Source organism: Streptomyces sp. NPDC026672 (assembly GCF_040638185.1).
Taxonomy (GTDB): domain Bacteria; phylum Actinomycetota; class Actinomycetes; order Streptomycetales; family Streptomycetaceae; genus Streptomyces.
In genome coordinates this window covers 52,357-66,635 of sequence record NZ_JBEZXS010000009.1, presented here as the reverse complement: position 1 = coordinate 66,635, position 14,279 = coordinate 52,357, and the positions used below count along the sequence as shown (strand labels likewise).

The following is a 14,279-nucleotide window of genomic DNA, read 5'->3' as shown; positions in this document are numbered from 1 at the left end:
CGGGCGTGTGACCGCGAAGGTCACACGCCCGTCCCGTGAGGTCCGGCCCTCAGGGCACCGGACCGAGCCGAAGCGGCAGGTCCGTCCGGTCTAGCCGAACTGCTGCTCCAGGTCCTTGAGCTTGCGCTCCAGGGAGTCGAGGCGCGGTAGCGCCATTGTGTCGTCCTCCGCGGTCAGGTCGACCGTGTGGGAGTCGGACCCTTTGCGGACGGGCTGGAGCGAGGGCCGGGAGCGCACGGGCAGTTGCTCCGCCGTCGCCATGGCCGGCTCCGCGGTCACCGACGCGCGCTCCACCGCGGGGAGTTCGGCCTGCCGGCCGCGCCCCAGGAATCCGTGGTGGCCACGGCTGATCGCCTTCAGCTGAGCCCGCTCCACACGCTGCTGTTCGCGGCGGCGCAGTCGGGTCTCCTCCTTCTGACGCTGGTCGTCGCGCACCTCCTCGACCGCCTCGTCCAGGCTGCGCACGTTCTCCAGGAGCATCAGCGACCAGGCCTTGTAGGTCTCGCGGGGCGCCCGCAGCCAGCGGACTATGCGGATCTGCGGCAGCGGACGCGGCACCAGGCCCTGCTCGCGCAGGGCGGCCCGGCGGGTCTGCTTCAGCGCACGGTCGAACAGCACCGCGGCCGAGAGGGACATGCCGGAGAAGAACTGCGGCGCACCGTCGTGTCCGAGGCCCCTGGGCGCGTGCACCCAGTTGAACCAGGCAGCGGCGCCCGCGAACGTCCACACGAGGATGCGCGAGCCGAGGGCCGCGTCACCGTGGCTGGCCTCGCGCACCGCGAGGACGGAGCAGAACATGGCCGCGCCGTCCAGGCCGAACGGCACCAGGTACTCCCAGCCGCCCGTGAGGCCGAGGTTCTGCTCGCCGAAGCCGACGAGTCCGTGGAAGGAGAGCGCGGCGGCGACCGCCGCACAGCAGAACAGGAGCACGTAGGAGGCCGTGCCGTAGATGGCCTCCTTGCGCCTGCGGCGCTCCTCGCTGCGCTCCCACGAGTCGTCCGCGCTCGCTTTCTCCCCGGAGGAGCGCTTGCCGCGCGCGAGCACCGCCACCGCCGCCAGCACGCCCAGGAGCAGTACGGCGCCCGGAAGCAGCCAGTTCAGCGATATGTCGGTCAGTCTCATCTGGGGTCCCTTGCATTGGGATAGGGCGTAACGCCCGCCATAGTGGCCCACTCCCACATGTCCTCAGGGGGTTTCGGGGCAAGAGGCCGCCAAGGAGGTGCAAGGGGATGCCCGGGGCGGCGTTCTGCTCGAACTGCCGCATGAGGGGCGGGAGTTGAGTTCGAATAAGACTACCCGTACGGATGGTTCCTCGGAAAGTTCCTGCGACAAGTGAGGAAGTTGTGAAGTACCTGTGACCATACGGGTGTCCCAGATGTCGACGATCTTACTGGATGCGGGGGCGTGCTCCGTCCCGAGGGGGCGTCAGGCGGCCGCCGCCGCAGTCGGTTCGGCGATCCGGCCGGCCTCGCGGGAGCGCGGGCAGGTGGCGCAGGCGTCCTGCGGGTCGATCGTGTAGAACAGGCAGCAGCTGACCCGGTCCCGGGTGGGCTGCGGCTCGCCGTCCGGTCCCGTCGGCGTCCGGAAGCCCGCCGAGCCGACGTACGGCGCGGTCGCCCCCGGGAGCAGCAGGTCCAGCTCCCGGACGGCCCGCTCCCCGGCGCCCGGCCCGAACTGCGGGGCGACGTACGACAGTCCCTCCACCACGTCGTCGGTCACCAGGCCCCACAGCGCCCGGCCGCGCCGCCGCGTCCGCGGTCCGAATCCGGCGAGGACCGGCTCCATGTGCTCGGCGACGGCCGCCCGCACCTCGGCGCGCAGCGCCTCCTCGTCCGGCACCACCACCGCGCCCGGCAGCTCCGCCGCCGGGTCGTCCGGCAGGCAGGCGAAGGAGGCGGGGCGCACGGCGGCCCGCCCGGCGACCCGGTCGTACGCGACGCGGTCGGCCGGCAGGCGCGGCACCCGGCGGTCCAGGAACCACGGGACGGTGATCAGCAGGCAGACGGGCCAGGCGTAGCGGTGCAGGCCGAAGGTGGCCACGACGTCCGGGCGGCCCTCCCGACCGTGGTCGCGCAGGATCTGCTCCGCGTCCCACGCCAGGAACGCGTCGAGGCCGGGGCCGCCCGCCGCGAGCGCGTCCGCGCCGACCCAGCCGTCACCGGCGGGGGGCGGGTCGCCGGCCGTCAGTTCCGTCACGGTCAGCTCCGCGTCCGTCGCGGCGAGACGGGCGTACGCGGCGGAGAGGGCCGAGGTCGGAGCGGGCATGGCGGGACCACCGATCCATGGGCGCGGACGGGACAAGGCAAGTAAGGCTTACCTTACCCAGGTGTCGGGGAATTTGAACTGCCGTCCCATGCGCCTAAGGTGCTTGACGGACGAGTAACCATCAGTCGTCGTCACCCGAGGACCGGCCATCCGGAGGAGGAAGCCGTGCGGCAGGGCGTGCACTCCGCCGAAACGGGCGTCCCGGAGCCCCGCACGGGCACCGGTGCGACTCCAGGCCCTGGAACGAACCCGGGCCCTGCAACGCCGCCCCTGGGCCCCGGCGCGGCCGAGTGTGCGGTGCGGGTGCCGCGGCAGGCGCCGCCCGTCGACGCCGAGCCCGCCCGCGGTGAGCACACCCACGGCGAGCGCCCCCTGCCCCGGCCCGTCGTCCAGCGCGCCTCCGTGCGCGGGCAGATCCTGGACGCGCTGCGCACCGCCCTCGTCAGCGGTGACCTCAGGCCCGGCGAGGTGTACTCGGCTCCGGCGCTCGGGGAGCGCTTCGGCGTGTCCGCGACACCCGTGCGGGAGGCCATGCAGCAGCTCACGCTCGAAGGCGCGGTCGAGGTCGTCCCCAACCGCGGCTTCCGGGTGGTCGAAAGGGGCGCGCGCGAGCTGTCCGAGCTGGCCGAGATCCGCGCACTGATCGAGGTGCCGGTGATGCTGCGGCTGGCGCGCACGGTCCCCGCCGAGCGGTGGGCGCGGCTGCGGCCGCTCGCGGAGGAGACGGTGCGCGCCGCGTCCTCCGGCTGCCGCGCGACGTACGCCGAGGCCGACCGCGCCTTCCACCGGGCGGTGCTCGAACTCGCCGGCAACGACCAACTGGTGCACGTGGCCGAGGACCTGCACCGGCGCGCCCAGTGGCCCCTGGTCGGCGGTTCCCACCGCCCGCCCCGGGCCGGTCTGGTGGCCGACGCCACCGAGCACACGGCCCTCCTGGACGCCCTGACCACCGGCGCCCGGGACAAGGCCGAAACCCTGATCCGCGCCCACTTCACCACGCCCCCCGACTGACCCGGGCCCAACTCTGGGGCCCACCCACGGCTGACGCGTGCCCGCGGCCGGGGCTCCCGTCTGCGGCTGACGGCCGCCCGCACGGGGCACGTGCCCAGGGTCGGCCGCCCGCTCGCGGTTGACGCGCGCTTACGGCGGGGCGGTCGCGTGTGCGGGGTGCGGTTCGTCGCGGGGTGCGGGTGCGCTGTGGCCGGTCGCGCAGTTCCCCGCGCCCCTGGCTTTTCGGCGCTGCGCGCCTGAAGGCATGTTGTGCAGGCGCGCAGCGCCGCACAACAGGGGCGCGGGGAACTGCGCGACAAGCCACGACGGCGCCGCACCCGGCAGCGGACGGGACCCGCCCCCTCAGGCCGTCGCCGCGCCCGGAGTCGGGGGCGACAGTTGGTCGGCCAGCCAGGTGGGGACGCCGCCCAGGAGGCGGAAGAGGCGGCGGGCCTCGTCGCGCAGACGGGACGCCTCCGGTTCCGGCTGGGTGTCCGCGAGGGACGCCAGCGCCGGGGCCGTACCCACCAGATAGCCCAACTCCTCGCGGATGCGCAGGGATTCCGCGAACCCGTGCCGCGCCTCCGCCAACTCGCCCTCACGCAGCGCGAGTCCGGCCAGGTGCCGCCAGGTGAACGACAGCAGCAGCGGCTCGGAGTGCGCCGCGGCCGCCGCGTGCGCCCTGCGGTACGCGGCCCGCGCCGCCTGCGGGGAGCGCGCCAGGTTCTCCGCGAGCAACCCGCGCCGGAAGTCCAGCAGGGCCCGCGGGGGCGTCCCCGGCGCGATCAGCGCCGCCGCCCGCCCGAGCGCCGCCCGCGCCTCGTCGGCCCGGTCCCGCACCCCGTGCAGCGTGGCCGAGTACGCAAGTTGCCCGCGTTCACAAGCGGCCGCGCCCCGCTCCTCGTCGCTGCGCGCCACCGCCTCCGCCGTGCGCAGCGCGTCCTCCGCCTCCGCCCAGCCCCGCTCGGTGTACAGACACCGTTCGACCAGCAGCGCGGCCCGCTGGAGCGCGGCGGCCGGCGTGTCCGGCGTGAGCAGGTCCGCCGCATCGGCCCAGCAGGCCCGCGAGCGCAGCCGCCATACCGCGGTCTGGAGCGGATCGTCACCGGCGGTCGTTCCGTTCCCAGACATGGCGGAATGCGCCACGTTGCCCTCCCCTTGCACGCCGTCGAGCAGTTGAGTGGTGGCGGCATTCCAGCACCAATTCCGGCACCGGGCCAAGGGGTCAGGTGAAGGATTTCACAAAGTCGTGGGAGAGGCCGCCCCACCGGACGTCCCGCCGGGCGTCCCGCAGGACCCGCCCGTCCCACCCGAGCGCGGCCTCAGCTCATGCGCAGCGCGAGGAAGAAGTCGAGCTTGTCCTCCAGCCGCGACAGGTCCCGCCCCGTCAACTGCTCGATCCGCCCGACGCGGTAGCGCAGCGTGTTGACGTGCAGGTGGAGGCGGGTGGCGCAACGCGTCCAGGAGCCGTCGCAGTCGAGGAACGCCTCCAGCGTCGGGATCAGCTCGGCCCGGTGCCGGCGGTCGTAGTCCCGCAGCGGGTCGAGGAGCCGGGCGGTGAAGGCCCGCCGGACGTCGTCCGGGACGAACGGCAGCAGCAGCACGTGCGACGCCAGCTCCTGGTGGCCCGCCGCGCACACCCGGCCCGGCCGCGCCGCGGCCACCCGGCGGGCGTGCCGCGCCTCCTCCAGCGCCCCGCGCAGCCCCTCCGCCGAGTGCACGGACGCGCTGACGCCGAGCGTGACCCGCCCGTCCCTGTCCAGCCCCGCCGCCAGCGGCTCGCGCACGGCGTTCAGGAGCACGTCGGCGAGGACACCGGTCTCGGACCCGTCGTGCTCGGCCGACACCGCGGGCAGCGGTACCAGCGCGACGGCCTCGTCACCGGTGTGGGCGACGGCTATCCGGTCGGACGGTTCGGGACCGGTCGCCAGCGGGTCGACCAGGATCTCCTCCAGGAGCGACTGGGCGACCGGACCGCCCTCGGCCTCCGCGCCGTCCCACTCGACCCGCGCCACCACGACCTGCCAGTGCGGCGCCGCGCCGAGACCCGGCAGCAGCACCGGCGCCGCGACCCGCAGCCGCGCCGCGATCTCGGCGGGCGCCGCGCCCGTCTGCACCAGCTCCAGGACCTCCTGCGCGAGCCGCCGCCGCACCGTGCGCGCGGCGTCCCGCCGGTCCCGCTCCACCGAGATCAGCTGGGTGACGCCCCGGAGCAGGTCCAGCCGCTCCTCGGGCCAGTCCCCGGCGTCCGCCTCGACGGCCAGCACCCAGTCCGACAGCACCGTCTCGCGCACGTCCCCGGACGGCTGCCCGGACCGGCCCCCGGAGCGGACCGGGAACAGCGAGTACGCCGTGCCGCCCAGCAGCGCCCGGTGCGGCCCCGGGCGGCCGGTGCGGACGGCGGCCAGCTGCTCGGCGGCCAGCGCGGCACAGGTCCCCGCGGGCAGCGCGGGGCCCGCGCCCTTGGAACCGGCGATCAGCCGCCCCGTGGACGACAGCACCCAGGCCCGCAGGTCCAGGTCGGAGCCGAGCAGGTCCAGGACCACGTCCGGGCCGCCGCCCGCCGGGCCCGAGGTCATCATCCGGCGGTGCCGCTCGACCACCGCCGCGAGGTCCCCGGCCCGCTCGCCGGACACCTGCCGCACGACGTGCTCGGTGATCGTCGCGAACGCCACCGACTCGTCCACCGCGAACAGCGGCAGCCGGTGCCGTACGCAGGCCGCCACCAGGTCGTCCGGGACGTCGCCCAGCTCCGCCTCGCCCGCCGCCAGCGCCGCCACCCCGGCCTGCACCAGCAGGCGTACGAACGGCTCGGTGTCGGCCGCGTCCCGGCGCCAGGCCAGGCCCGTCAGCACCAGTTCACCGCCCGACAGATAGCGGCTCGGGTCCCTCAGGTCGGTGGTCATCACGCCGCGTACGGCCCGGTCGAGTTCGTCCTCGCCGCCCAGCAGCCGCAGGCCCAGCGCATCGGTGTCCAGGAGTGCGCGCAGCCGCATCTCGTCGCCGCCGTTCCATGTCTCGAAAACTACGATGATTGGTGAAGAGTGGGTGGGGTGGAGGCCCGTTTCCGTTTCCGCGGGAGAACGAGGAGGTTACCGATCGTCTCCATTCATACGAATCTACAAGATGACCTCGCTGGCCAGCCAACTCCTTCATGGTTTCCGTGACTGACCCCGTCGCAGTACACGCCTGTGTACTGGGCCCACTCCGCGTGAACAGCACAGGTACGAGCCGGGCCCACCGCACACGATCTGGCTCATTCCCTACGACCCCCGAGACGAAGAAGAGAGCCGGTCATGGACTTCCTTCGCCCCGCCAGCTGGGAGGAGGCGCTCGCCGCGAAGGCCGAGCACCCCACCGCTGTGCCGATCGCGGGCGGCACCGACGTGATGGTCGAGATCAACTTCGACCACCGCAGACCCGAACACCTCCTCGACCTGGGCCGTGTCGACGACCTCTACGAGTGGGAGGTCACCGGGGACCACGTGCGGCTCGGCGCCTCCGTGCCGTACACCCGGATCATGGAGCACCTGCGCGCCGAACTGCCCGGCCTGGCCCTCGCCGCGCACACGGTCGCCTCCCCGCAGATCCGCAACCGCGGCGGCGTCGGCGGCAACCTCGGCACCGCCTCCCCGGCCGGCGACGCCCACCCCGCCCTGCTCGCGGCGGGCGCCGAGATCGAGGCCGAGTCGGTGCGCGGCACCCGCCTCATCCCCGTCGACGACTTCTACACCGGCGTGAAGCGCAACGCCCTCGCCCCCGACGAACTGATCCGCGCGGTCCGCATCAGGAGGGCCGACGGACCCCAGCAGTTCTCCAAGGTCGGCACCCGCAACGCCATGGTCATCGCGGTCTGCGCCTTCGGCATCGCCCTGCACCCCGGGACCCGCACCGTCCGCACCGGCATCGGCTCCGCCGCCCCCACCCCCGTCCGGGCGCGCACCGCCGAGGAGTTCCTGAACGCGGCCCTCGACGAGGACGGCCTCTGGGACAGCGGGAGGATCATCCCGCCGTCCGTCGCCAGGCGGTTCGCGGACCTGTGCGCCGCCGCCTGCAACCCGATCGACGACGTGCGCGGCACCGCCGACTACCGCCGCCACGCGGTCGGCGTGATGGCCCGCCGCACGCTGACCTGGACCTGGGAGTCGTACCGCGGCGCCGGCCGCACCGCCGATCCGAAGGGGGGCGCCGCATGATGCGCGTCAACTTCACCGTCAACGGACGCCCCCAGCAGGCCGACGACGTCTGGGAGGGCGAGTCCCTGCTCTACGTCCTGCGCGAACGCCTCGGCCTGCCCGGCTCCAAGAACGCCTGCGAACAGGGGGAGTGCGGCTCCTGCACCGTACGGCTGGACGGCGTGCCGGTGTGCGCCTGCCTGGTGGCCGCCGGCCAGGCCGAGGGCCGCGACGTCGTCACCGTCGAGGGCCTGGCGGACCACGCCGGACGGCGTTCCCACGCGGCGGGCGCCACCGGCACCTCGCTCGACGAGGCCCGCCGCTGGGCCGCGGACGGCACCGGCCCGCGGACCGGCGAGGGCACCGGTGCCCTCCCGCACACGGCGCTCTCCCCGGTGCAGCAGGCGTTCATCGACGCCGGCGCCGTCCAGTGCGGCTTCTGCACCCCCGGCCTGCTCGTCGCCGCCGACGAGATGCTGGAGCGCAACCCCGACCCGAGCGACGCCGACATCCGCGAGGCGCTCTCCGGCAACCTGTGCCGCTGCACCGGCTACGAGAAGATCATGGACGCGGTCCGCCTGGCGGCCGCCCGGCAGTCCGAGGGGGCCTGACCATGGCGACGAACGGCGTTCCCACCCGGCTCACCCAGGGCTCGCGGACCCGGGGCGGCATCGGCGAGTCCACGCTCCGCCCGGACGGCACGCTCAAGGTCACCGGCGAGTTCGCGTACTCGTCCGACATGTGGCACGAGGACATGTTGTGGGGCCATATTCTGCGCTCCACCGTCGCCCACGCCGAGATCGTGTCGATCGACACCGCCGAGGCCCTGGCCGTGCCGGGCGTGTACGCGGTGATGACCCACGACGACCTGCCGACCGACGTGCGGCACTACGGCCTGGAGATCCGGGACACCCCGGTCCTCGCCCACGGCAAGGTCCGCCACCACGGCGAGCCGGTCGCGATCGTCGCCGCCGACCACCCCGAGACCGCCCGCCGCGCCGCCGCCCGGATCAGGGTGGAGTACCGCGAACTGCCCGTGATCACCGACGAGGCGTCGGCGACCGCCCCGGACGCGGTCCTCGTCCACGAGCACCGCGAGGACCTCCCCCAAGCGCCTCCGACAAGCTCCGGTGCAGGGGGGACCCCCATCCTCGCCCACGTCCCGCACCCCAACGTCGTGCACCGCCAGCCCATCGTCCGCGGCGACGTCGCCGCCGCCCGGGAGCGGGCCGACGTGATCGTCCGGGGCGAGTACCGCTTCGGCATGCAGGACCAGGCGTTCCTCGGCCCGGAGTCCGGCCTCGCCGTCCCCGACGAGGACGGCGGTGTCCACCTCTACATCGCCACCCAGTGGCTCCACTCCGACCTGCGCCAGATCGCGCCCGTCCTCGGCCTGCCCGAGCGCAAGGTGCGCATGACCCTGGCCGGCGTCGGCGGCGCGTTCGGCGGACGCGAGGACCTGTCCATGCAGATCCACGCCTGTCTGCTGGCCCTGCGCACCGGCCGGCCCGTCAAGATCGTCTACAACCGCTTCGAGTCCTTCTTCGGGCACGTCCACCGCCATCCCGCGCGGCTGGCCTACGAGCACGGGGCCACCCGCGACGGCAGGCTGACGCACGTCACGTGCCGGATCGTGCTCGACGGCGGGGCGTACGCCTCCGCCTCCCCGGCCGTCGTCGGCAACGCGGCCTCCCTCGGCGTCGGGCCGTACGCCGTCGACGCCGTCGACATCGAGGCACTCGCCCTCTACACCAACAACCCGCCCTGCGGCGCCATGCGCGGCTTCGGCGCGGTCCAGGCGTGCTTCGCCTACGAGGCGCAGATGGACAAGGTCGCCAGGGAACTCGGCCTGGACCCGGTCGAGTTCCGGCAGCTCAACGCGATGGAACAGGGCACGCTCATGCCGACGGGACAGCCCGTCGACTCACCGGCGCCGGTCGCCGAACTCCTGCGCCGCGTCAAGGCGATGCCGATGCCGCCGGAGCGCCAGTGGGAGAGCAGCGAGGGGGCCGACGTACGGCAGCTGCCCGGCGGTCTGTCCAACACCACGCACGGCGAGGGCGTCGTACGCGGCGTGGGCTACGCGGTCGGCATCAAGAACGTCGGCTTCTCCGAGGGCTTCGACGACTACTCGACCGCGCGCGTCCGCATGGAGGTGGTCGGCGGCGAGCCGGTGGCCACCGTGCACACGGCGATGGCGGAGGTCGGCCAGGGCGGGGTCACCGTCCACGCGCAGATCGCCCGCACCGAACTCGGCGTCGCCCGGGTGACGATCCAGCCGGCCGACACCCGGGTGGGCTCGGCGGGTTCGACCTCGGCCTCCCGGCAGACCTATGTGACGGGCGGCGCCGTGAAGAACGCCTGCGAACTCGTCCGCGAGCGGGTCCTCGACCTCGGCCGCCGCAGGTTCGGGACCCACCACCCGGCCTGGGCCACCGCCGAACTGCTGCTGGAGGGCGGCAAGGTCGTCACCGACGGCGGCGAGGTGCTGGCGTCGCTGGCGGACGTCCTCGGCGACGAGGCGGTCGAGGTGGAGGAGGAGTGGCGGCACCGGCCGACCGAGGCGTTCGACCTGCGGACCGGCCAGGGCAACGGGCACGTCCAGTACACCTTCGCCGCGCACCGGGCGGTCGTGGAAGTCGACACCGAACTCGGCCTGGTCAAGGTGGTCGAGCTGGCCTGCGCACAGGACGTCGGCAAGGCGCTCAACCCGCTGTCGGTGATCGGCCAGATCCAGGGCGGCACGACCCAGGGGCTGGGCATGGCGGTGATGGAGGAGATCGTCGTCGACCCGCGCACCGCGAAGGTCAGGAACCCCTCCTTCACGGACTACCTGATCCCCACCATCCTCGACACCCCGACCATCCCGGTCGACGTCCTGGAACTGGCCGACACCCACGCCCCCTACGGCCTGCGGGGCGTCGGCGAGGCCCCGACGCTGTCCTCGACCCCGGCGGTCCTGGCGGCGATCCGCGACGCGACGGGCCTGGACCTCGACCGCACCCCGGTACGCCCGGAACACCTCACGGGCACCGCATGACCCCGTAGCCGCCGCGCCGGGCGACTCCCACGGTCGCCCCGACACCGATGACACACCCACGTCCGTCCTGGGCCGTCCCCCGGGCCGTGCACATCCCAACACCCTGTGAAACTTGGGAGACGGCACCATGACCCAGCAGTCCCTGACGCCCGCGACCCCGGCCGACGACACGCGCGGGGGGCCGCAGACCAACGGCAAGGTCGAACGCTTCAACCGCACCCTGCTCGACGAATGGGCCTACGTCCGGCCCTACACCAGCAACGACGAGCGCACCGCAGCCCTGACAGACTTCCTCCACACCTACAACCACCACCGCTGCCACACCACACTCGAAGGCCAGCCACCGATCAACCGTGTGAACAACGCTGCGGGTCAATACAACTAGCCGCACACCCGACACCCCCGCCCGCCACCGCAGTTGAGGAGACCGAGATGCTGGACCTCGCCGCCGAGCTCGACCGATGGGCCGCACAGGGGCGCGACTTCGCCGTGGCCACCGTGGTCGCCGTCGGCGGGAGCGCCCCGCGCGGGCCCGGCGCCGCCCTCGCGGTGGACGCCGACGGCACGGCGATCGGCTCGGTCTCCGGCGGCTGTGTGGAGGGCGCCGTGTACGAGCTGTGCATCCAGGCCCTCCGGGACGGCCGGAGCGTCGTGGAGCGCTTCGGGCACAGCGACGAGGACGCCTTCGCCGTGGGGCTCACCTGCGGCGGGGCGATCGACGTCCTGGTCACGCCGGTCCGGGCGGGCGATCCGGTCCGCCCGGTCGTCGCGCGGGCGCTCGCCGCGGCGGCGCGGGGGGAGGGCACGGCGCTCGCGCGGATCGTGTCCGGTCCCGCCGGGCCGACGGACCGGGCGCTGCTGGTGCGGCCCGACGGGGCCTACGAGGGCGGCCTCGGCGGCGCTCCCGGGCTGGACCGGACCGTCGCCGCCGAGGCCCGCGCCCTCCTGGACGCCGGCCGCACCGGCACCCTGGAGGTCGGCGCCCGCGGCGCGCGGTGCGGCGCGCCGCTCACGGTCCTGGTCGAGTCGTCCGTGCCGCCGCCCCGCATGATCGTCTTCGGCGCGGTCGACTTCGCGTCGGCACTGGTCCGGGTGGGCGCGTTCCTCGGCCACCACGTCACGGTGTGCGACGCCCGGCCCGTGTTCGCGACCCGGGCGCGCTTCCCCGAGGCCGACGAGATCGTGGTGGAGTGGCCGCACCGCTACCTGGAGCGCACCGAGGTGGACGCGCGTACGGTCCTGTGCGTACTGACCCACGACGCCAAGTTCGACGTACCCCTCCTCCGCCTGGCCCTGCGCCTCCCGGTCGCGTACGTCGGTGCCCTCGGCTCGCGCCGGACGCATCTGGACCGGACCCGGCGGCTGCGCGAGGCCGGTGTGGGCGAGCGGGAGCTGGCCCGTCTGCGCTCGCCGATCGGCCTGGACCTCGGGGCCCGTACGCCGGAGGAGACGGCCCTGTCCATCGCCGCCGAGATCGTCGCGCTCCGGCGCGGCGGCACCGGGACGCCGCTCACCGGGGCGCACACCCCGATCCACCACGACCCGGCCGGGCGGCCGGTGGCCGTGGGGTGACGGACGGCGTTCAGGCCGTCCTGAGCAGCTTGTTGACGCCCCGCCCGAACACCGTGCGGCCCGCGCCGGCCAGCAGCGGATCGAGGGCGGACGGCACCGCGCGCACCCGCAGTTCCTCGCGCCACAGCACCCGGGTACGGCCGCCAGGACCGGGGCGCACCTCCAGCTCGGCCCAGCCGAGGACCACCCGGCCGCGCTTCTCCAGCCGGCACAGCCCCGGCTTGCCGTCCCGCGGGGGCTGCCACACCGTCACCTCCATCGGGTCCTCGAAGGCGAGCGGGCCGAGGCCGGTGCGGGCCGTGATGCGGGTGCCGACCCGGGTCGGCGGCGCGGTGCGGACGGTGATGCGGGTCAGCGGGACCACCTCGGAGTGCCGGGGCCACTCGGTGAGCCGGCGCCATGCCTCGTCGATCGGAAGGGGAGCGGTGCGCTGGAGCAGGAAGTCGGCCACACCACGATCCTAAGGACAACACCCCCCGGAACAGGCGCTTCACCGGGTGCGGTCCCTCGGGGAGTTGCCCCGCCGCGTGTGTCGGGTTGACTTGTGTGCACGCACCGGCGGACGGGCGACGGAGGTGTGCGGTGCCGGGGATGGAGAGCGAGGAGGCGCGGCGGCGGTTCGCGGTGGCGCGGGTGGCACGGCTGGCCACGGTGGACGCCGCCGGGGTGCCGCATCTCGTGCCGGTGGTGTTCGCGGCGGTCGGCACGGACGGCCTGGTGACGGCCGTGGACGCCAAGCCGAAGACGACGACGCGGCTCAAACGGCTGCGCAACATCGCCGCGAGGCCGTCGGTGTGCCTGCTGGTGGACGCCTACGACGAGGAGTGGGACCGGCTGTGGTGGGTCCGGGCGGACGGTGAGGCCCGGGTCCTCGCCCCGGCGGACCCGGCGACCCGCACCGCATACACGACCGCCCTCGCCCTGCTGCGCGTCAAGTACCCGCAGTACACGACGAGTCCGCCGCACGGCCCGGTCGTCGCCGTCACCGTCCGCCGCTGGACGGGCTGGCGGGCGGCCGCCGGCTGACCGGGACACCGTGCGAGCGGCGTACGGCCGTACCGTGCGGGCAGGACGGTCATGGGCTTCGTGACCCGTTTCACGAACCGACCGGCCGGGGCGGGCCGGCCCGCCCGGTCTACTGCTCGGTGAGCAGGCCCGCGCGCAGTTGCTTCAGGGTGCGCGACAGGAGACGGGAGACGTGCATCTGGGAGATGCCCAGTTCCTGGCCGATCTCCTGCTGGGTCATGTCCTGGCCGAAGCGCATCCGCAGGATCCGCTTGGTCCGCTCGTCCAGGTCCTTCAGCAGCGGCGCCAGGGAGTGCAGGTTCTCCACCAGCTCCATGTCGGAGTCCTGCCCGCCGATCACGTCGGCGAGCGTCACCTTGCCGTTCCCGACGTCGTCGCCGCCGTCGTAGGGCATGTCGAGGGAGTCGCTGTTGTAGCCGTTGGCCGCGATCAGGCCGTCGACGATCTCCTCCTCGGGGCGGTCGAGATGGGCGGCGAGCTCCGCCACCGTCGGCTGCCGCCCGAGGCGCGCCTCCAGCGTCTCGCGGGCCTTCGCCAGCGCTATCCGCAGCTCCTGGAGGCGCCGCGGCACGTGCACCGCCCAGGTGGAGTCGCGGAAGAACCGTTTGATCTCCCCGACGATGTAGGGGATCGCGAACGTCGTGAACTCGTTCTCCCGTGACAGGTCGAAGCGGTCGATGGCCTTGATGAGGCCGATCATGCCGACCTGGACCATGTCCTCGTCCACCTCGCGGCGCGTCCGGCGGGCCGCGTAGTGCACCAGGGACATGTTCATCTCGATCAGCGTGTTCCTGGCGTACGCGTACTCCGGCGTGCCCTCCTCCAGCACCCGCAGTCGCTCGAAGAACACCTTCGACAGCTCCCGCGCGTCCCGCGGGGAGACCCTCCTCGTGTCCTCGACGCGGCGCGGCCCGGTGGCCTCGGCGTCGCGCCGAGCGGTGACGGGTGCGGTGCTCGTGGCGGCGGTCGGCATGACCGGCTCTCCTTCCAGCAGACACATCGGGACCGGATGGCGCGCACCTGCCCGACCGCCACGGGTCAATGCGTTACACATGACAAGCTTTCACGGAATCTTCACATTCATTTCCGGGACGTCCCGCATGCTCGATTCCGGGCAGGTACGGCCGAACCGGAGGCCGGACGGGCCGGAAGAAGCGGCGTCACGACCGCCGGAACCGTGTCGTAGGCTCACGGCGACCGTCGCGGTGCAG

General features: G+C 73.9%; 12 protein-coding genes and 1 pseudogene. 7 read left to right on the top strand and 6 right to left on the bottom strand.

Annotated elements, in window-relative coordinates; translation table 11 throughout:
* Nucleotides 1–90: 90 nt before the first annotated feature.
* Both AB0F77_RS12860 and AB0F77_RS12855 read right to left on the bottom strand, forming a co-directional pair.
* Entirely contained in the window at nt 91–1,122 is a 1,032-nt protein-coding gene (locus tag AB0F77_RS12860; protein ID WP_361946014.1) for a DUF2637 domain-containing protein, read from the bottom strand.
* A gap of 303 nt (nt 1,123–1,425) precedes the next feature.
* Entirely contained in the window at nt 1,426–2,265 is an 840-nt protein-coding gene (locus tag AB0F77_RS12855; RefSeq protein ID WP_361946011.1) for a (2Fe-2S)-binding protein, read from the bottom strand.
* Nucleotides 2,266–2,568: 303 nt separating this feature from the next.
* Here AB0F77_RS12855 and AB0F77_RS12850 point away from each other — a divergent pair, with 303 nt between their 5' ends.
* Complete coding sequence (locus tag AB0F77_RS12850; RefSeq protein ID WP_361946008.1) at nt 2,569–3,276, top strand: GntR family transcriptional regulator; 708 nt, start codon at nt 2,569–2,571, stop codon at nt 3,274–3,276.
* A 342-nt stretch (nt 3,277–3,618) separates the two neighbouring features.
* On the opposite strand, the gene AB0F77_RS12845 is transcribed toward AB0F77_RS12850, so the two are convergent.
* Both AB0F77_RS12845 and AB0F77_RS12840 read right to left on the bottom strand, forming a co-directional pair.
* A complete protein-coding gene (locus AB0F77_RS12845) occupies nt 3,619–4,386 on the bottom strand; it encodes a hypothetical protein (RefSeq protein ID WP_361946005.1) in 768 nt (255 codons plus the stop codon).
* A 191-nt stretch (nt 4,387–4,577) separates the two neighbouring features.
* The gene (locus tag AB0F77_RS12840) at nt 4,578–6,251 is read right to left on the bottom strand and encodes a PucR family transcriptional regulator ligand-binding domain-containing protein (protein ID WP_361946002.1); all 1,674 of its coding nucleotides are present in this window, start codon (nt 6,249–6,251) and stop codon (nt 4,578–4,580) included.
* A gap of 300 nt (nt 6,252–6,551) precedes the next feature.
* Here AB0F77_RS12840 and AB0F77_RS12835 point away from each other — a divergent pair, with 300 nt between their 5' ends.
* The 5 genes and pseudogenes from AB0F77_RS12835 to AB0F77_RS12815 all read left to right on the top strand — a co-directional run bounded on the left by AB0F77_RS12835 (nt 6,552) and on the right by AB0F77_RS12815 (nt 12,042).
* Nucleotides 6,552–7,451, top strand: a complete 900-nt coding sequence (locus AB0F77_RS12835) for a xanthine dehydrogenase family protein subunit M (protein ID WP_361945999.1) — start codon at nt 6,552–6,554, stop codon at nt 7,449–7,451.
* The gene (locus AB0F77_RS12830) at nt 7,451–8,041 is read left to right on the top strand and encodes a (2Fe-2S)-binding protein (protein WP_361946492.1); all 591 of its coding nucleotides are present in this window, start codon (nt 7,451–7,453) and stop codon (nt 8,039–8,041) included. Before AB0F77_RS12835 ends, AB0F77_RS12830 begins: the two co-directional genes overlap by 1 nt.
* Nucleotides 8,042–8,043: 2 nt before the next feature.
* Complete coding sequence (locus AB0F77_RS12825; protein WP_361945996.1) at nt 8,044–10,470, top strand: molybdopterin cofactor-binding domain-containing protein; 2,427 nt, start codon at nt 8,044–8,046, stop codon at nt 10,468–10,470.
* A gap of 181 nt (nt 10,471–10,651) precedes the next feature.
* Nucleotides 10,652–10,855: pseudogene (locus AB0F77_RS12820) on the top strand (integrase core domain-containing protein); the annotation flags it as partial.
* Nucleotides 10,856–10,902: 47 nt separating this feature from the next.
* Nucleotides 10,903–12,042 (top strand): XdhC/CoxI family protein, encoded by a 1,140-nt coding sequence (locus tag AB0F77_RS12815; protein WP_361945993.1) that lies wholly within the window; start codon nt 10,903–10,905, stop codon nt 12,040–12,042.
* Between the two features lie 10 nt (nt 12,043–12,052).
* On the opposite strand, the gene AB0F77_RS12810 is transcribed toward AB0F77_RS12815, so the two are convergent.
* Nucleotides 12,053–12,493 (bottom strand): SRPBCC family protein, encoded by a 441-nt coding sequence (locus AB0F77_RS12810; protein WP_361945990.1) that lies wholly within the window; start codon nt 12,491–12,493, stop codon nt 12,053–12,055.
* A gap of 131 nt (nt 12,494–12,624) precedes the next feature.
* Between AB0F77_RS12810 and AB0F77_RS12805 the strand changes: the two genes are divergently transcribed.
* Entirely contained in the window at nt 12,625–13,068 is a 444-nt protein-coding gene (locus AB0F77_RS12805) for a TIGR03668 family PPOX class F420-dependent oxidoreductase (RefSeq protein WP_361945987.1), read from the top strand.
* Nucleotides 13,069–13,177: 109 nt separating this feature from the next.
* Here the strand turns inward: AB0F77_RS12805 and AB0F77_RS12800 are convergent, their stop codons facing one another.
* Nucleotides 13,178–14,041: a SigB/SigF/SigG family RNA polymerase sigma factor gene (locus AB0F77_RS12800; RefSeq protein ID WP_361945984.1), complete on the bottom strand. Its 864-nt coding sequence runs from the start codon at nt 14,039–14,041 to the stop codon at nt 13,178–13,180.
* Nucleotides 14,042–14,279 lie beyond the last annotated feature (238 nt).

Excerpts from the sequence above, each read along its gene's own strand:
- AB0F77_RS12825 (WP_361945996.1), top strand. The coding sequence starts at position 8,044 with ATGGCGACGAACGGCGTTCCCACCCGGCTCACCCAGGGCTCGCGGACC.
- AB0F77_RS12840 (WP_361946002.1), bottom strand. The coding sequence starts at position 6,251 with ATGCGGCTGCGCGCACTCCTGGACACCGATGCGCTGGGCCTGCGGCTG.
- AB0F77_RS12800 (WP_361945984.1), bottom strand. The coding sequence starts at position 14,041 with ATGCCGACCGCCGCCACGAGCACCGCACCCGTCACCGCTCGGCGCGAC.
- AB0F77_RS12835 (WP_361945999.1), top strand. The coding sequence starts at position 6,552 with ATGGACTTCCTTCGCCCCGCCAGCTGGGAGGAGGCGCTCGCCGCGAAG.
- AB0F77_RS12845 (WP_361946005.1), bottom strand. The coding sequence starts at position 4,386 with ATGTCTGGGAACGGAACGACCGCCGGTGACGATCCGCTCCAGACCGCG.
- AB0F77_RS12855 (WP_361946011.1), bottom strand. The coding sequence starts at position 2,265 with ATGCCCGCTCCGACCTCGGCCCTCTCCGCCGCGTACGCCCGTCTCGCC.
- AB0F77_RS12860 (WP_361946014.1), bottom strand. The coding sequence starts at position 1,122 with ATGAGACTGACCGACATATCGCTGAACTGGCTGCTTCCGGGCGCCGTA.
- AB0F77_RS12830 (WP_361946492.1), top strand. The coding sequence starts at position 7,451 with ATGCGCGTCAACTTCACCGTCAACGGACGCCCCCAGCAGGCCGACGAC.
- AB0F77_RS12815 (WP_361945993.1), top strand. The coding sequence starts at position 10,903 with ATGCTGGACCTCGCCGCCGAGCTCGACCGATGGGCCGCACAGGGGCGC.